The sequence below is a fragment of the Butyricicoccus sp. AF18-9LB genome (genome assembly GCF_027684505.1).
GTDB classification, from domain to species: domain Bacteria; phylum Bacillota; class Clostridia; order Oscillospirales; family Butyricicoccaceae; genus Agathobaculum; species Agathobaculum butyriciproducens.
Map to the genome: position 1 here is coordinate 16,019 of NZ_JAQCWA010000004.1, position 20,964 is coordinate 36,982.

Genomic DNA, 20,964 nt, shown 5'->3' on the forward strand with positions numbered 1-20,964 from the left:
TTCTGCTTGAAATCCTGCAAAATTTGCGTAAATTTCAGTACCACACGCTGCCTGAATGTGCTATACTTAATATGTATAGGTGCCTGCACCTGTCAACCAATATTTGTATCATTTTAGGTAGGAGAGCTCCATGAGATCACTGCGAATTTTACCGGCGCTGCTGTTCCTTTTGCTGCTGGGCGGCTGTGTGTTTCCATCGGGCGATGAGCTGTTGGCCGCGCCCAAACCATCCAGCAATTACCAAAGTCTGCAGACTGAGCTGGAAAAGCAGCTTGCGCAGGGCGTATCCTACGCCTCGCCAAGCGAGGGTGAAAACCGTTCGTCTATTCAGCTTGCCGATCTGGACAACGACGGCGTAGAGGAGGCCATCACGTTTTTCCGCGGCGCCACCTCGGCGACGAGCAACAAATTTACGGTAGCTGTTTACCGCAAGCAGGATGACAGCTACGTCTGCACCGGCACGATCGACGGCCGCGGAACGGCATTGCGTTCGGTCGAATTTCCGGTACTTGAGCCGAGCGGCAAGCGCGGCATGGTCCTCACCTGGCGCCTGCCGGGAGACGGAACAGGTGCGCTTACCATGTGCGATTTTGACGAAAACTGCACGCCGGGTATCATTCTTGAAACCGAATATACCGCTATGGAGCTGACCGATCTGACCGGCAATGGCGCAAAGGATCTGCTGCTGATTACGAGCGACACCTCCGGCAAGCGCGTGGCACGCCTGTATCAGTATGACAACGGCTCCATGCTGCCGGCCGGTGAGACGGCGACCAGTCAGGGGACAGCTGCGGTTGAGCGCATGCAGTCCGGCCGTGTGCAGGACAGCAAGACCGCCGTGTTCGCTGAGGAAAAGGTGGCGAATGGCGCCGGTCTGACGACGGATATTTTCGTCTACTCGAACGACACGCTGCGCAATCTGGCACTGGACGGCGAGGATACCGCCAGCCACAGCACCTACCGTCCGGTGGCGGTCTACGCGAGCGACGTCAACGGCGACGGCATCACCGAGCTGCCGCGTGCAGTGCTGATGGCGGGCTATAAGGACACATCCTCGTCCGATGCGGTGTATATGCTCGACTGGTATGCCTACGGCATCGGCAAGGTTCCGGCCAAGGTTGCAGCCACTTATCAGAACATTTCGGATGCGTGGAGCCTGCTGATCGACCAGAAATGGCATGACCGCATCACCGCAATCAAGGCAAACGACGGCGGACTCAGCTATGTGGAATTTTTTGAGTACCGCAAGAACAAAATGTCCATCCCGCTGTTTAACATTTACTGCGCGACCGGCTCCAACCGTGAATACTACGCCGAGCGCACCGATTTGATCCAGCTGGGACAGACCACGCAGGCCATCTACTTTGCCAAGCTGACAAATGAAGGCGAGCAGAGCGAGCTGGCGCTGACCGGAGACGAGATCAAAGCCCGATTCTCGTTGGTCAACCAGGCGTGGAACAATTAAGAATCATCAAACGCCGCAGAAACGCGGCAGTTACCAATAAGCGCTAAAAGTACAGGAGGATATTACAATGAAGCGCAAAATTCTGGTTCTGGAAGATGAAGAGAATATCCGCTCCTTTCTGGTTCTCAACCTGAAACGCAGCGGTTACGAGGTAATAGAGGCCGAAACCGGCGAAATGGCACTGGAAAAGTACCATGAAAATCAGGATATCGCGGTTGCGGTGCTGGATGTTATGCTGCCCGGCATCGACGGCTACGAGGTCTGCCGCGCCATGCGCGGCGCGGGCTATCAGGCGGGCGTTATCATGCTGACCGCCCGCACGCAGGAAGCGGACAAGGTAACCGGTCTGATGAACGGTGCGGACGATTATGTCACCAAGCCGTTTTCGGTTATCGAGCTGGCGGCGCGTGTGGACGCGCTGTACCGCCGTGTGTCCGGTTCGCCGTTCTCCGAGGAGGATGTGATCAAATCCGGTCCGTTCAAGCTGAATCTGCGTGCCCGCGAGGTGCTCAAGAACGGTGTGAAGATCGAGCTGACGCAGATCGAATACGGTCTGCTCAAGGCGTTTATGCAGAACATCGGCAAGGCGCTTTCGCGTGATGAGCTGCTCGAAATGGTCTGGGGACACCACTATGTGGGCGAGCTGAAGATTGTGGATGTGAATATCCGCCGTCTGCGGATTAAAATCGAGGATTCGCCGGCGGACCCGACCCATATTGTAACGGTCCGCGGCTACGGTTATATGTGGGAGGGCTGATATAGCCAATCGCCGCACCTGCGGCGGGGGGAACGGCGGCGGTTTCGCCGCGGAAACCAAAAGGGTAGACACCTGCGGTTTCTACCCTCTTGGGACTCCCGTTTCCCTTTGTTTCATGGTCTGGCGCAGACCAGAGACCGGCGACGGCCTCGAAATTAGGGAACGGCAGGTTTTTTTCTACCGTAGGGAAGCACGGTGTGCTCCCATGCCTTAACCGATGCGCAGTGTCAGACAGTGTACTGCTACACAGATCGGAGGGTCTGCGCAGGCGCGACACAAGGTGAATTGCCCGAAGGGCAAGAGAAGGTCCCCTGGGGGATAACAGTGTCGCGCAATTCGTTAGCACGTTATTATAGATAGCACCTGCGGATTTATCTGATATGCACCATTTATCTGCGTAGGTGCTGGACGGTATAACGTGCAAAAAAGTTTGAGCGGCACTGCTATGCCGCTCTCTGCGTGGAGTAAACCGCATGTGTAGCAGTCAGAAAACAGCTTGAGCGGTTGAGGTTTCGTAATGGGCAGTCAACGGCCGCACCTACGGAAGATGAACGGTACGCCCGTTCCCCTATAGTCTCAGTTATGAATTATCGCCGTGCCCTCTAAGGGAAAGAGGAAGATTCACAAGAAGGAGGAAACCGTAGGTTGCTTCCTTCTTGTGCCCCGCCGGGTAGGCGAATTCCCGCGCGGCGTCAGCGCACATTCTGCCGCTTGGTAAGCGGCATTAGAAAGGTCATTTTCTATGACAAATCGCAAGCAAAAACGCAAACCGGAACCGCCTCCGAAGCCGGAGGTGCCAAAGGTACAGCACTCGCCGGGCGGCATCAAGGGCCGCTGGCTGGTGAACTCTTTGTCCTTCGTGCTCGTCATTCTGGCTGTTGTGGTCATTTTGATCTCTGTCGGCGTTTCAGGGTATTACTATGCCACCGTGCGCGACAACCTCGCGTCACGCGCGGCCACAACGTCGGACACATTCCGCAAATACTTCACCGACACCTACGATCAGTTTTACACGCAGGCGGAGGCAACCGTCACCACATTTCAGGATCAGGACAAGTTTGAACAGCAGTTTTTGGACGCAAACGGCCGTATTCTGCTGTCCACCTCGGGCTTATCCGGTGGCGGCGTTGCTTCGACCGAGGATGCCTCGCAGGCGCTTTCCGGTCAGAAAACCGCAGTTTTCACCGGCAGAGACCCGCTTTCCGGTGAGCGCGTGATGAGTGTCACAGCGCCGCTGCTGAGTGCACGCGGCGATCTGGTCGGCGGCGTGCGGTATATTACCTCGCTGCGTATCGTCGAACGGCAGATCTGGATAATCGTCGGCTGCTCTCTGCTGGCATGCCTGCTGTTCCTCATGCTGGTTGTGGCATCGAACAGTTATTTTATCCGGTCGATCGTCGATCCGGTGCTCAAGATCAACACCATCGCCAAGGAGATCGCGGCCGGACGCTACGGCGTGCGCCTGCAGAAGACCTACGATGACGAGATCGGTGAGCTGTGCGATACCATCAATTACATGTCGGACGAGATCAGCCGCGCCGAACGCATGAAAAACGATTTCATTTCTTCGGTTTCACACGAGCTGCGTACACCGCTGACCGCCATCGGCGGCTGGAGTGAGACGTTGCTGGCCGGCGGCGGCGAGGACCCGGAGGAGGTTATGCAGGGCCTGACGATCATCCAGAAGGAGGCGGGCCGCCTGACCCGCATGGTCGAGGAGCTGCTGGACTTTGCGCGCATCGAATCCGGCCGCATGAAGCTGGAGATCGAGACGTTTGATATGTCCATCGAGCTGTATGAAGCGGTTTATATGTATGAAAACCTGCTCAAAAAGAGCGGAATCCGCCTGCTGTACGACGAAGATGTGGATGCAAACTACTACATCAACGGCGATCGCCACCGCATGAAGCAGGTGTTTTTGAATATTCTGGACAACGCCGCGAAATACGGCGGCGACGGCAAGCAGATTGATATTGACCTTAAACGTGACGGCGGCAACATCGTTGCGTCTGTGCGCGACTACGGTCAGGGTATTCCCGAAGCGGAGCTGCCGTTCGTCAAGGAGAAATTCTACAAGGGGTCATCCAAGCAGCGCGGCAGCGGCATCGGCCTTGCCGTGACAGAGGAAATCGTTTCCATGCACGGCGGCACGCTGGATATCGCGTCCGAGGTCGGCAAGGGAACGACAGTTACCGTCACCATGCCGTCTGCCAAGTCCGAGGAGGCGCTCGGCATTACCGGTGCCATTCCGAAGGCATCTGAAACCCCGTTTACCGAAGGAGAGCATTCATGACAACGCAAAAGAAAACCACCATCGGTGGTCAGGCAATCATCGAGGGTATTGTAATGAAGGGACCTAAGAAGTCCTGCACGGTTGTGCGCAGGGCGAACGGCGAGCTTGTCAGCAAGACCGAACCGACGCCGAGCCGTGCCCCGATTTGGGAAAAGCCGATTTTCCGCGGCGCGTATACGCTGTTCACCGCTATGAAGGAGGGCATGCAGGCCATCAACTACTCCGCGTCCTTCTTTGAGGACGAGGAAGCCGATGTGCCGCCGTCCAAGTTTGAACTCTGGCTGGAAAAGAAATTCGGCTCGGAGGGTCTGAACAAGATCATCCTGAGCATTTCGACTGTCATCGGCATTGCCCTGCCGATCGGCCTGTTCATCCTGCTGCCGAGCTTTCTCGGCGGTTTTGTGCCGAAAACCTGGGGTGTGCTCGCGCGCAATGTACTCGAGGGCTGCGTGCGCGTTGTGCTGTTCCTGCTGTTCATGTGGTCGGTGTCGCATATGAAGGATATTCGCCGCACGTTCGAGTACCACGGCGCAGAGCACAAGACCATTTTCTGTTACGAAGCAGGTGAAGAACTGACCGTTGAAAATGTCCGAAAACAGGGAAAATATCACCCGAGATGCGGCACCAGCTTCATGTTTGTGCTGATTATCATTGCGACTATCGTTTCGTCGATCGTCTTTTCCATCATCGACATTACCAATCCGTTCCTGCGTATGCTCGCGCATTTGATCCTGCTGCCGCTTGTTGTCGGCATAAGCTACGAGTTTAACCGCTACGCCGGCCGCTCGGAGAGCCTGCTCTCGCGTGCACTGCGCTGGCCGGGATTGATGGTGCAGCACCTGACCGTATTTGAGCCGGATGATTCCATGATCGAGGTTGCGATCACCGCGATGAAGGCGGTCATTCCGGACGACGGTTCGGACGAGTGGTAAGCGCCATGCACTATTATTTTGCGCCGATGGAAGGCGTGACCGGTGCGGTCTATCGCCGGACGCACCACGAATTTTTCTCAGGTGTGGACAAGTATTTCATGCCGTTTATCACACCGACCACGAATGAAAAGCTGACGCCGCGGCAAAAGCGCGATGTCCTGCCGGAGTACAACGAGGGCGTGCCTGCGGTTCCGCAGCTGCTCACCAAGTCTGCCGCGGACTGCATCTGGGCGGTTAATGCACTGCATGACCTCGGGTATCCCGAGGTCAATCTCAACCTTGGCTGTCCGTCCGGCACGGTGACGGCCAAGGGAAAGGGAGCCGGATTTCTCGCACATCCGGACGAGCTGGACCGGTTTTTTGACGAAGTTTTCGCAAAATGCGAGGGGATTTCGGTAAAAACCCGTCTCGGCGTGCATGAGGCAAGCGAGTTTGACAAGCTGCTCGAGATTTACAACCGCTATCCCATCACCGAGCTGACCATCCATCCGCGCGTGCGGCAGGATTTCTACAAGGGCAGGGTCCGGGAGACAGATTTCGCGGCGGCGCTGCCGCGCTGCAGCATGCTCGTATGCTACAACGGCGATCTCATCACCGAGCGGGACGTGAGCACCGTCAGCGAACGCTATCCCGATTTACCGGCGGTGATGATCGGCCGTGCGCTGATCGCCGATCCGTCTCTCGTGGCGCGCCTGACCGGCGGCAAGGCCGCGGACGCAAAAACGATCGAGACCTTCCACGATACATTGTTCATGCGCTACTGCGAAGCCTTTGGCGACAGCCGGATTGCCATGCTCCGCATGAAGGAAATCTGGTTTTACCATCTGAATCTGTTTGAAAACAGCGAAAAACCGGGCAAAGCGATTAAAAAAGCCAAAAATGCCGCAGAATTTCAGTCGGCGGCCGCAGCCGTGTTCCGTAATTGCAGGGTGCGGGCGAACGCCGTGCCGCTGTGGTTCAAACCCGCGTAAATTTTAGGAGTTGACCCTGTGTGACCAAGACTATCAACGATGTTTACATGCAGCTTTTCCGCCGTTTGAAAGAGGGCGGCGACCCGATGCCGCAGCTGACCGCGCGGGAGATTACCGCCTACGCCTGCAAAGCAGACAAAAAGCAGACAGCCGGCTGGTCCCATTTCTACGTTGAGGATGCGACCGTGGATTACGCCGGTCTGCTGTGCGACCGCTGTCTGGACGGCGAGCCGCTGGCGTACATTATCGGCGAATGGGATTTTTATGGCCTGACCTTCAAGGTGGACCGTTCGGTGCTCATTCCGCGCTCGGATACCGAGCGCCTGTGCGAGCTGGTCATTGAGCAGGCCAAAGAGCGGGTTTCACCTCGTATTCTCGATTTGTGCTGCGGCTCGGGCTGCATCGGCATTGCGGCGGCGCACACGGTCGAGGATGCCCGCGTGACCGCGATCGACCTGTCGGACGGTGCGCTGCACATTACCCGCGAGAACGCCCGTGATCTGGGCGTGAGCAGCCGTTTGCTGACCATGAAGGCCGATGTCATGCACGCGCCTCCGCGCGGACTTGGGCAGTTTGATATCATCGTTTCCAATCCGCCGTACGTTACCGAGGACGAAATGCAGATGCTCGACCGCAGTGTAGCCGATTTTGAGCCGCATGAGGCGCTTTACGGCGGCGAGGACGGTCTGGATTTCTATCATGCCATCTGCGACAGCTGGGGGGAGCTGCTGGTGCCGAACGGCAGGCTGCTGTTCGAGTGCGGCTGGCATCAGGCCGACGACGTGGCAGGCATCATGCAGCGGCACGGCTACAAGGATGTCACTATCACCGAGGATTACAGCGGTGTCCCGCGCATCGTGTATGGCACAAATGCTCGTCCGGATGTGGATTTGACGAGGGATGCGTAAATCGGGATTTGCGGGAGTGTCACCGTTATGGTTAGAGAATTGCGGAAAGAAGATATAAATAAGCGCGCGTTGTAAAATGAAGTTGCGCATTTAGTCAAATAAAAGGTCCACAGCGAGGGCCTCTGTGTTAGAATCAAATTCAACACAGAGGCCCTCGCTATGGATTATCCAATCATATGTAAAGGAAGTAGTAGATTAGCTATCAGCTGCGGGAGAACTTACTGAAGAATTCTTCCCAAATGCGGAACGACATTTCCGGCATAGTAGCATGCGGCATGTAGTCCACCTGCGTGAACTGCACGGGAGCCGTGCTCTCACGGTCGAAGTAATGATCTTTGAAGCGACCATTGACCGTGTTAGCGCACTGTGCCCAATCGGCGGGAATCATATCTGCCTTACCATTGCGTTTCAGCCACAGCTCGACGGTCAGACCGGTTTCGTTCTCGTGGGTGGGTTCACACGGAATGAGCCATTCCTCATTCATGCCCCAGAACATCCAGATCGGAAGCTGTACACCGTTTTCGGCGGCATACGGCAGGGAAGTCATTTTCTCATACGCACCGCCGAAGAATGCACCCGAGCAGGGGGCGACAGCGGCAAAGCGCTCGGTCAGTCCCAACGCCAGCATTTCGGTCATCAGCGAGCCCCACGAGTGACCGGTTGCGAACACGCGGTGCTCGTCCACCGGATACTCGGCAATCATCTTGTCCAGCAGGAACGAGAAGAATTTCAGTTCATCCGGGCGGTCGTCCTCAAGAAACACGTTCCATGCGTTGAGCGGCGCCCAGTCGGGCATAAGCCCCTGCTCAGGCATGTCAACCTTGGCATGCAGTGCGGACGGAAACACAACAATGAATCCGTATTTTTCTGCGACATCGTACCAACCGCTGTTGCCGGCGTAGATCTCACCGGTACAGGTGTAGCCATGCATCGCGAGCACGAGCGGCACCTTCTTTTCGGGATTTTGCCGTACCGACTGCGGAATGTAAACATACCATTCGCGCATCCAGCCGTCAAATTCCTCGTAGCGGTACTCCATGCCGAGGTCGCGGACCGGATCCTTTGTCACGCGCAGTTCACCGCCGGGACTGCTCATCCAGCGGCGCTGACGATAGAGAAAGTCCTTCCAGATACGGCGCTGCAGGCGTTTGGCATACTGCTCGGATGCACTGGGAATACTGCTGTGGCAGACACGGTACGCTTCCTTCTCCTGATTAGGCGCGTAAGGTGTTTCCTTCACGCGGTAATACTCGTACTGATCGGGAGACAGCTGACGGCCTTCTTCGGCTTCACATGCATTGCGCCAGTAGGTGAGGATAGTGTCGCCAGTACCGGTAGATACGGTCGGATCGTCGATAATCCACGCGGGCATCGGGATATCCTGCTTGTGAATGTCCTTGCGATGTTCCAGATCCTCAAAGCCGTCCAGATTGAGGGCATACGCCTGTCCGCAGTCGGTCAGATACTGCTCGGAAACTGCCGAGCCGCCGACCGAAGCCACACCTGCGAAGAACGCCGGATCGTAAGCCGCCGCCATATTGGCGAGCACGCCGCCTTCCTTACAGCCAACCAGATAGAACTTGGATTCGTGGACACAGAACAGCTTGCGGTCTGCGGCGGCAAGGGCTGCTGCGTTGATATACGCAACATCGCCATCCGGTGTGCCGTAGGCTTCGTTCGTGTTCCATGCGCCGTTTTCCGGCTCAAGGAAGAACACGATCAGACGTTCCTTGCACTCCTCGGTGTCCGCGATCTCACACCAGCCGCTGTGCTCGAGCAGATTATCGGCGGTCTGGCCGTTTTCTCCCAGCACAAGAATACCGGCGGTGGATTCGCGGATATCATGCGGTACATAGGCCAGCATGCGGCGCTTTTTGCCCGCGTATTCCACCGGCAGCTCAAACGTGCCGGAGAACTTGGGGGCGTAGGGATTTTTCGGGTCGCATATGTCTAAAATTTTATGGGTATACATGTTGTTCACGCTTTCTGTTACGCCGTACGGCCGGTGAGATCCTTCATAATGCCGTCGTATTCCTTATCCAGATGGTAAACCAGCATAAGGATGATAACCAAGGCCCATGCGATCATGTTGCCGTAAATGTAAAGGTTCTTGACCATGCTTATTGCGGAGGGAATCTCCACTTCCAGACCGGTAAAGCCGGAAATCTCCATCAGCTGACCAACAAGCCAGCCTGCAACGCCGCCGCCGAACTTCTGGCCGACAGTGAATGCGGAGAAGATGAGGGCTTGTACACGGATACCGGTCTTCCAGTGACCGTACTCGATAACATCAGCCAGCATGGTGAAGATGCAGCCGTAGAACGGGGCTTCGCCGATACCGCGCATAACAGCAGCGGCCATAACCATGGTCATATTCTGCGGTGCAAACAGGACAACGACCTGACCGAGCACGCAGAGCACTGCGCCGAACAGAACCAGATTGCGCTTGCCGAACTTCTTGATGAATGGGGCAAGACAGATGATAGCAATAATCTTCGGAATGTTCTCGAAACTCTGCATAACGCCCATGACTTCGACGTTACCCAGCATATACTGTGCGTAGTAAGTAGCAACGGTGCCGTTTACGTTCTGGTACAGAGCAACGGCTATCATCGTGAGTGTAAGTACGATGAAATACTTGTTCTTCAGGGTAGCCTTCAGGCGCTGTGCGAACGGCATAGCCTCGGCTTCCTTGGCTGCATCAGTGTGGAAACGCTCCTGACAGCCCTTGTAGCAGAACAGCAGCATGAAGAAAGCAACGATGGAGTAAATCGCGCAGACCGTGATCCATGCCTGCTGACCGCCGCCGAGCATGTTGATGAACGGCAGGGTGAGTGCGGTAACGATCAGGTTACCGATCGGGGACATGGCCATGCGGAACAGATTGAGTTTAGCAAGGTCATCGTCATTGCGAGTCATCATCGGTGCCAGATTGGAATACGGCAGGTTGAGTGCGGTATATACGCCGGTGGTGCACAGGTTATAGGTGATGAATACATAGATCGCCTGCACCATCGTGCTTGAATGTGGCGGCACGCAGAACATCAGCACGGAGGCAATACCGTAAGGTGCGGCCATCCAGAGTATCCACGCACGAGCCTTGCCCTTCGGGGAGTTTACCTTGTCTACAATCTGGGCGATCAGCAGGTCGCTGATGCCGTCAAATACACGAGATACTAACAGAATCGTTCCGACAAGTGCCGCAGACATGCCGATTACGTTCGTGTAGAAGTATACGATCAGACTGGAGGTGATTGCAAATACGACGTTGCAGGCGGTGTCGCCCATGCCGTATGCGATTTTTTCCATCAGACTGGTTTTGAATGAGGTGTCATTCATTGAAAGCTGTTTTTTCGTCATTTTCCTTACCACCTTTTCGTTCAGAATCGGCTGCGCAGCGTTTCTGTTTGGGATTTGACTATAGTATAGTACGAAAAGAACGAAGAAAATACGGGATATTCATTTTAGACATAGCAATATATTTTGTATTCACTCGGAGGAGAAACCGTGCTTTTGTCGCATAATATGAAATGACAGATAGAAAAAGGTCAAAAAACAGATATTTTAGAAAAGGTTTATGTAAAATTCATCTTTCTGATGCGGAAGAGCCGTACCTCAAGCGGCTGCAGTGTTGTCTCGAGCCGCAGAGCGGTATCCACCTGTTCAGTGGTCAGTGTGCGGTGTGCGGAAGCGTGCTCGGCCAGATATTGCAGGAAGGCTCGGTCAGGGGACGGCGGTGCGCCGGCGGCAAGCCACAGGTCGAACGAGGAACCCGAGGTGCGGGTGATTTCCTGCTGCTCAATCTGGTACAGACCGCGTCTGAGAGCGGGAAATGTGACCTGAAACCGCACGACCTTGCCGCTCTCGAATACCGAATAGGCGTCTTCCGGATGCTCCAGACGGCGGTAGCGATAGCGGTAAATGTTGTCGTAATGGGTGTAATTATATAGAATCAGCTGCCATTCCCGTTCGCTTTGGGTGAAATACCAGCCGTCACCGGAGGCAATGCAGCAGTTGCCGAGCTGTCCGAGCAGGCGCAGTGCCTCATAGCCACTCTTCGGCACGCCGCTATAGGTGAACAGACCGTAGCCGCCGTGGTACATGGAATCGAAGTTCGCACGCTCGTCCATCAGATCGGAGATTGTCCAGTAGCCGAAGGCGGATACGGCATCCATATTTTCGCAGATGTTTTTGGTCAGCCAGACGGATTTGTAGCAGGTGTCGCTCGAAAGATCGCGCTGCCATAGAGTGGAGTTCCATTCCTCGATGAAAATGTCCATGTCGGGCAATTCAAATTCGCGGCATATACCGTTAAGGTCATAGAGGAAGGTTTTAACGAAATTTGTATCCTTGGATAATACGGATGGGATAGACTGCTGACTGAGCGTATAGCTCATAAAATTTGCATCGGCGGACGAAGATTCATGCGGATAGCTTTGCACGGTCAGGAAATCCGGCAGACAGTCGTGGGCTGTGGCATACTGCAGAAAGACACGCATACCGCGCGGGTCCCATACCACACTGGACATGGCGCCCGGGCCGCCGAATTGCAGCCGTGTATCGACAGCTTTGACCGCATGGTACACGCAGTCATACAGTTCGAGATATTCATCCATGGTCATGCAGTCGAAGAACACATAGTTAATCTGAAAGGTAGAGAACTTCCACTGGGATACCTCGTCCCAGCCGTATCGGCAGATTGCATGCCGCAGAATAGCTTCAACCAGTGCGCCGAATGCTGTGCAGTCCGCACATGCAGCGGTGATCGAGCCGGTCTCGAAGATGCTGGTCGGTGCTTTCGCCAGTTCCCGGGGAATAAAGCTGAATTCCAGGAACGGGCGCAGCCCCTGCTCGAGCAGGAAGTCGATGACCATATCGAAGTAGGTGAAGCAGCACTTCACTTGGCCGTTTTCCATACCCTGATAGATGTGAAGCTCCTGATCGAGCATGCCGTGGAACCGCAGATAGCGGAAGCCGATCTCCTGCTGGATTTTGATAATCTGCTGTTGAACAGCGGCGGTCAGCAGATGCTTGGCGTATCCGGCGTTGAGCAGGGTTTTCCACGTATGACGAAGCCTGCGCGGCTGTACATTCTCATCAACCGTGATGTACCGCGTTTCGTGCGGCAGCTCGCGCTGCGGATCGGGCGGAACGGCAAACTGCAGCAGATAGGCAACGCCGTCCTGCAGTAAAGTTTCCTCGCCGGATGGGTCAGCGGCGGCTTTATGGGTGGCATGCTGGCGGTATTGCCGCGGTGTCTGGCCGTGTTTCTGACGAAAATGTTCGATGAAAGCACTGGCGTTGTGAAATCCGCAGTCGTAGGCGATCTGAGTAATGGAGTGATCCGTGCTGCGCAGTTGCTTTTCGGCGTGTTCCAGACGCAGCCCCATGACATACTGGGAGTAGGTCATATCCAGATTCTGCTTGAGGAATCGGGACAGATAGCCTTCGGACAGAAACTCGCGTGCAGCAAGCTCGCGCAGGGAAATATCCTCATTCCAGTTGGAATGAATATGATCCATGATGCGCTTCATGCGGCGCATGGTTTCCTCTCGCTTGGTATTGCTTTTTGGCACATCGGAAATGAGAAAATGCGCTGTCAGCAGATCAACGAGCTTGAGTACATTGGGGACAATACCGGAGGCGTTCTGCTCCGGGTTCTGAAAGAAATCCTGAAAAATCGTTGCAAATAATACGCGGATGGTCTGGTACTCCTGCTTTTCATTCTGGCTGGAGGCGTAGCAGAAGCAGACATTCTGTCTGCTCCAGCTGGCAAGCTGCAGCAGATTTTCGGGGATCTGCATGGCGGTCATCTCGGCATTTTCCGAGCAGTTCACCTGATATAATTCAAACGGGTTGACAACCAGCAGCGCGCCTGCGGGCATGGAGTACTCGGCGGACTGGTATCGGATTGAGCTGTTTCCGTGCAGCCCAAAAAACAGCGTCAAACCGCTGCTGAACTCTGATCGGCAGATCTGGTCATGAAATGCCTGAAAGATAATCTGTTCCCGTTTGGTGCGCATGGCTGTTCCTGCTTTCTGTCGAATGTAGTGGTTTTATTGTAGCATACGGCTTCGGAAAAGTACAAGTGCGGCCTCGCGCGGAGCATAGAGACGGCACAAGTCTATTATAAAAAAGCTGCCCATGAGGTAGCTGTCTATAAAGCAGGTTTTGAGAAACAAATACTATGGCAATTACCGGACAAGGGTTGCTGACAAAAGGGATATGTACCGTATGATATACTATCTAACAGATGGGGTGATTTTATATGCGAAAAGGAGCAGTATATAACTGCTCCTTTGAGGCTGTCGAAAAACTATCGTTTTTCGAGTAGCCTCTCGATCGAAACCACGCTTTCGATCGAATGCTGAAGAAAAACCGCGTCCTCCGGACACATTTTTTCTGCCCTTGTATAAAAACCGAGGTACACAAGGTGAATTGCCGCATAGCGGCAAGAGAGGGTGGTCTGGGCCACGCCTCCGGTTTTTATGAATTTGCTGCGCAAATTCTATTTTATGCGTGCTGTCGCACGAAGCACAAAATAGAAATCTGACTTTTTCGACAAGCTGAAAGGAGCAGTATATAACTGCTCCTTTTTCATGCCATCCGGCGTATTGGGTTTTACTTTTGAACGATTTTCTCGCACCAGCGCTGCATGATTGCGGCGATCTCGGCACGAGTTGCGGTGCCGGTCGGGGCAAGAAGGTTGCCGCTCTTGCCATTCAGCACGCCTGCGCCGACAGCCCACTGCAATGCGGGAATTGCGTACTCGCTTGCCTGCAGGGCATCCGCGTAGCTGAGAATGTTGGTGTCCTCGCCTACGCTTACGTCAATGCCCTTGCTCTGTGCGTAGCGGTACAGGATTGCTGCCGCTTGTTCACGGGTGACGGCTGCATTCGGTCGGAACGTGCCGTCTGCGTAGCCGGTTACGACCTTGTTTGCCGCTGCCCAGCCGACCGCCTTGGCGTACCATGCGTCCGCCTTAACGTCGGAGAAGCTTGCCGAAGCGCTCTGCGGCTTGCCCTCCAGATTGAACAGAATCTGCACCAGCATATGGGGGTTGTAGATAACGCAAGTGATGAAAACAACGAAAATACAAGGAGAAAGGCAACTGTTGTACCTATTAAAATAGAATATGTGTGAGAGGACAAGCCTTTTAATAATGTAGACGTTCAGAAATGAGCGTCTATTTTTATACCCAAAATGAAAGGAGCATTAGATTTATGAAAAAGATGTTAAAACGATTGTGTACGGGCTTCTTAGCTCTTGCAACTGTCGTTACTGCTTTACCGACTACACCCGTTCATGCAGAAAGCAAGCAATACTGGACGGAAAGTGCAGAGCGTGTCGGTATCATTGAAAAAGTAATGAATGACAGTTCTATCGGTTCGACATTCAATGAGGGCTATATGAAAGTCGAGGGCGAAACTGCTTATTGTATTGACATCAATACAGATTTTAAGAACGGCTACAAGACCAGAGCTGACGCAAGCTCACGCATGAGTGCCGACCAGATTTCAGATGTGGCGTTATCCTTAGAGTATGTCAAACAGTATGGCGAAGCTCACAAGGAACTGAACTACAAGCAAGTCTATCTGTTGGAACAATGTGTCGTCTGGCAGAGATTGAGCGTACATCTTGGCTGGCAATGTGATAACGTGCGAGCTTCTTATGATGAAATTCCAAAGGCAACGCAGGACGAAGTTTTCGCTGGTGCGAAAGCCTTTGTCAAAGAAAATAAAGGACGCTATGAATGTGGCGGTTATATCTACTCTGGCGAGGGGCAGGAATTGGGACAATTCTGGGCGAAGCTGAATGTCGGAAATGCGAAATTACAAAAGACTTCCAGTAATACTAGCATTACAGACGGTAACGGGAATTACTCTATTGCAGGTGCAACCTATGGTGTCTTTTCTGATAAGGACTGCACGAAACAGCTTGCTCCCCTTACGACTGATGAAAACGGAAATACAGATATTGTAGAGGTAAAAGCAGGCACAGTCTATATCAAGGAATTATCCGCACCAGCAGGATATAAAGTGGATAAAACTGTATATTCCTTAAAGGTTGAAGCTGGAAAGACAGCAACATTGAAAGTATCTGATACGCCAAAAGTAACGGACACTTTGATTGAGCTTTTCAAGATTGATATGGAAACACAGAAAGACAATCCGCAAGGGAGCGCTTCTTTAGCAGGTGCGGAATTTACATGGAAGTATTATGCAGGCTTCTATAATAAAGACAATCTCCCTGCCGAAGCTACTCGTACATGGGTTACAAAGACAATCGCTGAAACAGACAGCGACGGGACAACTCACTACATCACAAAATTAGCGGACGCATACAAGGTATCTGGCGATAGCTTCTATATGCAGGACGGCAAGGCGGTTCTTCCACTTGGAACGCTAACCGTTGAGGAAACGAAAGCTCCAAACGGCTACTTGTTAGAGGGTGCATATATGCAGGCTGGTGATAAGTCCGAACAGATTAAGGGCTTATATGTAACACAGATTACCGAGGACGGCGACCTTGCCGTATTATCTGGAAGTAACCAGTTTTTCGTATCAGACAAGGTTATCCGTGGCGGTATCAAAATTCAGAAACGAGATTTAGAAACGGGCGATACAAAGCCACAAGGAAGTGCCACTTTGAAAGATACTGCCTTTGACATCATTTCCTTAAATGATAATTCTGTTTTGGTTGAGGGCAAGCTATACAAGAAAAATGAAGTGGTAAAGACAATTCGTACAGATATTGAGGGTGTCGCTTCTACTTCTTCTGACCTTTTACCTTATGGAAAATTTCGTATCGTTGAAAGTGAAGCTCCCGACGGTTACTTAACTGACGGTGCAAAGCCGATTGATTTTACAATCACAGAACATGGAAAAATCGTGGACTTAACCGACGAAGCTCATTCTATCTATAATCAGATTAAGCGTGGAGATATTGAGGGTGTAAAAATCGGTGCAGGTACACACAAGCGTCTTGCTAATGTTCCCTTTAGGATCACAAGCAAGACGACGGGTGAAAATCATGTAGTGGTAACTGATGATAACGGGCAATTCTCCACTTCTGCTGAATGGGCTTCTCATAAGCACAATACAAACGCAGGAAAGACCAGTGAGGACGGTGTGTGGTTTGGAACTTCTGAACCAGACGACAGCAAGGGGGCGTTACCTTATGATACTTACATCATTGAAGAATTACGCTCTGAAAGCAACAAGGGTTTTGAGCTTATCCCACCTTTTGAAATCGTGGTATCAAGAAATAACCTTGTGGTTGATTTAGGGACTTTGACTGATGAATACGAAAAAGAAATCTCTATCCATACCACAGCGACCAGCAAGGACGGCGAAAAGACTATCCTTGCAGGAAAAGAGGTAACAATCGTTGATACTGTCAAATTAGACGGACTTACAAAAGGCACAAAGTATCAGTTAAAAGGCTGGCAGATGTTAAAGGAAGAAAACGCCGAGCTTATCATTGACGGGAAACGTGTAGAAAACGATTATACCTTTGTCGCTGATGATGAAGAAATGAAAGTGGAAATTTCCTATACATTAAATGCGTCTGCTTTAGGTGGCAAGAACCTTGTTACCTTTGAAGAATTGTATGACTTCAGCAATCCAGACGAACCCGTAAAAGTTGCAGAACACAAAGACATTGAGGACGACGGGCAGACGGTACTTATCACAGAGCGTATCATCAAGATACATACTACCGCTACCGATAAGGACGGCAACAAAGAGATTGAAGCAGGAAAAAAGGTAACAATCATTGATACCGTAACCTTAGAGAGCTTAGAAGTCGGTACACAGTACAAACTTGTGGGCTGGCAGATGTTGAAAGAAGAAAATGCAGAACTTCTTATCAATGGAAAGCGTGTGGAAAGTGATTACACCTTTACTGCTGACAGCGAAACTATGAAAGTGGAAGTTGCTTTTACGTTTGACGCTACTTCTCTTGACGGCAAACAGCTTGTAACTTTTGAAGAATTGTACGATTTTAGCAATCCAGACGAACCAAAGAAAGTTACCGAGCATAAGGATATTGAGGATAAGGGACAGACGATTACCTTTAAGGAAAAGCCAGAAAAACCCGAAACACCACCGACACCAGAAAAGCCTAACAGACCTAGCGACAGTCCCAAAACGGGCGACAGTACAAATGTAATGGCATTTGTCGTGATGTTGCTTGTGTCTGCTGGTGGATTAGCTGGAACATATCTTTACAAACGCCGTAAAATGAAGAAATCATAAGGCGGTAACGGTATGATGAAAGAAAAATCACGCTCTCCGCCGAAGCTGTCAAACGGCAGACTTCTGCTTATTCTGGCTTGTCTGCCTACAACCTGCAAGAACACGGATAGTCAAGGGTGCGTAAGCATTGACTTTACCCTTTACTATCTGGGGGATTGCTGGTACTTCCCCAACCGCCAGAATAAGAAATCACAATCAAAAAACTTATCAAATATAGAAAGAAACGAGGTAAAACAATATGGAAATGAAATATGTCGTGCCAGATATGGCACAGTCTTTTGGAACTCTTGAATTTGCAGGCGAAAGCGACCATGTTTTTGACAGAGATAAAGATAACCGCAGATTTTTCGCAAGAAGAAGCTACAACCTTTATTCAGATGTGCAGAGAGGGGAAAATGTTGTGGTAGAAATTCCCGTGCAGGCTGGCGAAAAGCATTTCAAGTATGAACAGAAAGTAAAACTTGTCAATCCGAAGTTATACGGCAGAGGGTACGCAATCGGGGATGTGGGACATACCGATTATGTATTAGTAGCTGATGATATTGTAGCAGTTGAAGAAAAGTAAAGGAGTGAAGAATTTATGAGATTATCAAATGGATTTGTCATTGACAAAGAGAAAACATTTGGAAAATTAAAATTTACAGCGGTGCGTGATGTGTTCTTGCAAAATGAGGACGGGACACCGAGTACCCAGCTTAAAAAGCGTATCTATGATTTGAAGTGCAGTCTGCATGGTGGAATTATCCCCGTGTCCGTACCGCCAGAAGTACCGTTAAGGGAATTTCCTTACAATGCAGTTGTGGAGCTTGTCAATCCAGTAGCCGATACGGTATCAAGAAAAACCTATACGGGTGCAGATGTGGACTGGTATGTAAAGGCAGAGGATATTGTGTTGAAGAATAAAGGCAACCAGAACGCAGGTAGCCCACAGAACCCTACACCGCAGGGACAGCCGAAGAAATAAAAGTGATGTATTTGTCTTAATTTTGATTGACACGAACAATGCAGAGTGATATATTTATCTCATAAAGATACAAAAACATCTCATTTGAAAGGAGAGATAAATATGTCAAAGAAACAAATTAAAAAAATTATTTTTATGGGGGTAGGGTGTGCTTTATTGCTTATTGTTGGTACAATCTACTCCCTATTATACAATGATGGACGCTGGGTCAAAAATATGGATATGTCGGAATATGTATTTTCTTACAAGGATATTCCTATGTTAGTAATTGGAGCTTTAATAGCACTATATGCTATCTATATAGTAATTATCTGCTTTAAAAATGTCTTTTCAAAAAACAGCAGGGGAAAACGATATTCAAGAACAATTTCTCCTTACTGGGGATTTTGTGGAATGTTTGGTTTTCTGGGGTTTGGCGGATTTTGGACATACTATAAATTTGGAGAAATATTTCCTTTTGCTTTTTTCATATTTTTTGGTTTTTTCAGTTTTTTCTTTGAAGGTAAACTTTCCCATATCTTAGAAGATGAGCTTTTTCAAGAAAATAAACGTAAGGCACAATTAGAAGCCTACAAGATAGGTTTTAAACTATTATTTGTAGTTATCTGGCTTATGGCAATAGGTATGTTTTCCCGTAATGTTGAGTGGTGTGCAATATTTATGCTGATTTCTGTTTCACTTATCTATGCTCTTGTTCTTTTTCTTAGCAACTATTTATTATATCGTTATGAAAAAAGGGAATAAATTATGGAAGCAAAGTTTGTATGTAATTTAAAAAAATATCGTGTAGCACAAGAATTAACACAAGAACAACTCGCTGACATTGTAGGTGTTCGTCGTGAAACTATTATGAGATTAGAAAAAGCACAATATAATCCGTCACTTAAATTGGCAATAGATATTTCAAGAGCTGTAAAAGCTCCGATAGAAGATATATTTATTTTTGAATAAAGACAGTTTAAAGCAGTTAGTCTTAGGATTGACTGCTTTTTTCTTACCCAGAAAGGAGTGATTGATTTATGCGTAAGATTTGGAACAAAGGACACCGTATCAGAGCCAGCGACAAGCACCTTGTCTACCATTTTTCCATAGGAACGCTTCTGTTTATATTCGCGGCGGTTCTTCTGCTACTGAATATAAAACAGATCATGCGTACCGATTGGGAGCATTTCAGCTTGTTAGAAAACGGCTTGACGCTCTCCCCTTACAACTTCATAACCATACTGATAGCGACTGGTGTTTGTGCATTGGTCACTTTTTTGTATTACCGCTTCTGTTACGACAGTTTCAAGAAGCTCCTGCACCGTCAAAAGCTGGCAAGAATGATACTGGAAAATAAGTGGTATGAAGCCGATACCATACAAGACAGCGTTTTTTTTACTGACCTGCAAAGCAGATCAAGGGAAAAAATCGTCTGGTTTCCAAAGATTTATTATCAAATGGAAAAGGGACTGCTTCATATCCGATGTGAAATCACATTAGGAAAATATCAAGACCAGCTTTTACGGTTAGAGGATAAATTGGAAAGTGGCTTGTATTGTGAACTGACCGACAAGACCCTGCATGACGGCTATATCGAATATACCCTGCTTTATGATATGATAGCGAACCGCATTACCATTGATGAAGTACGGGCAGAAAACGGCTGTCTTAGACTGATGAAAAATCTTGTCTGGGAATATGACGCACTCCCTCATGCTCTGATTGCTGGTGGGACTGGCGGCGGTAAAACCTATTTTCTGCTGACGCTCATTGAAGCCTTACTGCATACCAACGCTGTCCTTTATATCTTAGACCCGAAGAACGCTGACCTTGCAGACTTAGGGACAGTTATGGGAAATGTGTATCACACCAAAGAAGAAATGATAGATTGCGTCAATGCCTTTTATGAGGGCATGGTACAGCGAAGTGAGGAAATGAAGCGACACCCGAACTATAAGACGGGCGAAAACTACGCCTATTTGGGACTGCCACCCTGCTTTCTTATCTTTGATGAATATGTGGCATTTTTTGAAATGCTGGGGACGAAAGAAAGCGTAAGCCTACTTAGCCAGCTAAAAAAAATCGTTATGTTAGGACGGCAAGCAGGATATTTCCTTATCGTCGCCTGCCAGCGTCCAGACGCAAAGTATTTCTCGGACGGTATCAGAGATAACTTCAACTTCCGTGTGGGATTGGGGCGTATCAGCGAGCTTGGTTACGGTATGTTGTTTGGTTCTGATGTAAAAAAGCAATTTTTCCAGAAGCGTATCAAGGGGCGTGGCTATTGTGATGTGGGAACAAGCGTTATCAGTGAATTTTACACGCCCTTAGTCCCGAAAGGACATGATTTTTTGCAGACCATAGGTTCTCTTGCACAAGCAAGGCAGGACGGGACGGCGACGTGCGAAGCGAAAGGCGACGGCACGGACTAGC

Annotated in this window: 16 protein-coding genes; 12 read left to right on the forward strand and 4 right to left on the reverse strand. The window is 50.6% G+C overall.

The genetic code is table 11. From position 1 onward, the window contains the following. Nucleotides 1-130 precede the first annotated feature (130 nt). The 6 genes from PGY33_RS04170 (at nt 131) to prmC (ending at nt 7,326) form a co-directional block, all read left to right on the forward strand. Nucleotides 131-1,465, forward strand: coding sequence for a hypothetical protein (locus PGY33_RS04170; RefSeq protein ID WP_118481041.1), 1,335 nt, complete (start codon nt 131-133; stop codon nt 1,463-1,465). A gap of 67 nt (nt 1,466-1,532) precedes the next feature. After that, a complete protein-coding gene (locus PGY33_RS04175) occupies nt 1,533-2,222 on the forward strand; it encodes a response regulator transcription factor (protein WP_118481040.1) in 690 nt (229 codons plus the stop codon). Between the two features lie 742 nt (nt 2,223-2,964). After that, on the forward strand, nt 2,965-4,515 hold the full coding sequence (locus tag PGY33_RS04180) for an ATP-binding protein (protein WP_118481039.1): 1,551 nt from the start codon (nt 2,965-2,967) through the stop codon (nt 4,513-4,515). Continuing rightward, nucleotides 4,512-5,447 carry a DUF1385 domain-containing protein gene (locus PGY33_RS04185; protein WP_118481038.1) on the forward strand — a complete coding sequence of 312 codons (936 nt, stop codon included), beginning with the start codon at nt 4,512-4,514 and terminating at the stop codon, nt 5,445-5,447. The genes PGY33_RS04180 and PGY33_RS04185 overlap by 4 nt, the downstream gene beginning before the upstream one ends. A 5-nt stretch (nt 5,448-5,452) precedes the next feature. Next, a complete protein-coding gene (locus PGY33_RS04190) occupies nt 5,453-6,418 on the forward strand; it encodes a tRNA-dihydrouridine synthase family protein (protein WP_243022948.1) in 966 nt (321 codons plus the stop codon). 20 nt (nt 6,419-6,438) lie between these two features. Continuing rightward, complete coding sequence (gene prmC / locus PGY33_RS04195) at nt 6,439-7,326, forward strand: peptide chain release factor N(5)-glutamine methyltransferase (RefSeq protein ID WP_118564563.1); 888 nt, start codon at nt 6,439-6,441, stop codon at nt 7,324-7,326. Between the two features lie 202 nt (nt 7,327-7,528). Here the strand turns inward: prmC and PGY33_RS04200 are convergent, their stop codons facing one another. From PGY33_RS04200 to PGY33_RS04215, 4 genes are all read right to left on the reverse strand, one after another. Beyond that, complete coding sequence (locus PGY33_RS04200) at nt 7,529-9,298, reverse strand: alpha/beta hydrolase-fold protein (RefSeq protein ID WP_270477502.1); 1,770 nt, start codon at nt 9,296-9,298, stop codon at nt 7,529-7,531. A gap of 17 nt (nt 9,299-9,315) precedes the next feature. After that, the gene (locus tag PGY33_RS04205; protein WP_270477504.1) at nt 9,316-10,686 is read right to left on the reverse strand and encodes an MFS transporter; all 1,371 of its coding nucleotides are present in this window, start codon (nt 10,684-10,686) and stop codon (nt 9,316-9,318) included. Between the two features lie 215 nt (nt 10,687-10,901). Next, the gene (locus tag PGY33_RS04210; RefSeq protein WP_270477507.1) at nt 10,902-13,349 is read right to left on the reverse strand and encodes a GH39 family glycosyl hydrolase; all 2,448 of its coding nucleotides are present in this window, start codon (nt 13,347-13,349) and stop codon (nt 10,902-10,904) included. 598 nt (nt 13,350-13,947) lie between these two features. After that, on the reverse strand, nt 13,948-14,379 hold the full coding sequence (locus PGY33_RS04215) for an S-layer homology domain-containing protein (RefSeq protein WP_270477508.1): 432 nt from the start codon (nt 14,377-14,379) through the stop codon (nt 13,948-13,950). A gap of 170 nt (nt 14,380-14,549) precedes the next feature. Between PGY33_RS04215 and PGY33_RS04220 the strand changes: the two genes are divergently transcribed. The 6 genes from PGY33_RS04220 to PGY33_RS04245 all read left to right on the forward strand — a co-directional run bounded on the left by PGY33_RS04220 (nt 14,550) and on the right by PGY33_RS04245 (nt 20,963). Next, nucleotides 14,550-17,585, forward strand: coding sequence for an SrtB-anchored collagen-binding adhesin (locus tag PGY33_RS04220; RefSeq protein WP_118571153.1), 3,036 nt, complete (start codon nt 14,550-14,552; stop codon nt 17,583-17,585). Between the two features lie 238 nt (nt 17,586-17,823). Next, nucleotides 17,824-18,150 carry a YdcP family protein gene (locus PGY33_RS04225; RefSeq protein WP_117824591.1) on the forward strand — a complete coding sequence of 109 codons (327 nt, stop codon included), beginning with the start codon at nt 17,824-17,826 and terminating at the stop codon, nt 18,148-18,150. A 15-nt stretch (nt 18,151-18,165) separates the two neighbouring features. Continuing rightward, a complete protein-coding gene (locus tag PGY33_RS04230; RefSeq protein ID WP_118571152.1) occupies nt 18,166-18,549 on the forward strand; it encodes a YdcP family protein in 384 nt (127 codons plus the stop codon). Between the two features lie 102 nt (nt 18,550-18,651). Continuing rightward, nucleotides 18,652-19,293, forward strand: a complete 642-nt coding sequence (locus tag PGY33_RS04235) for a DUF3796 domain-containing protein (protein ID WP_117824593.1) — start codon at nt 18,652-18,654, stop codon at nt 19,291-19,293. Nucleotides 19,294-19,296: 3 nt separating this feature from the next. Then, a complete protein-coding gene (locus PGY33_RS04240; protein ID WP_008787613.1) occupies nt 19,297-19,500 on the forward strand; it encodes a helix-turn-helix transcriptional regulator in 204 nt (67 codons plus the stop codon). Nucleotides 19,501-19,568: 68 nt separating this feature from the next. Further along, entirely contained in the window at nt 19,569-20,963 is a 1,395-nt protein-coding gene (locus tag PGY33_RS04245; RefSeq protein ID WP_118014552.1) for an FtsK/SpoIIIE domain-containing protein, read from the forward strand. Nucleotide 20,964: the final 1 nt, after the last annotated feature.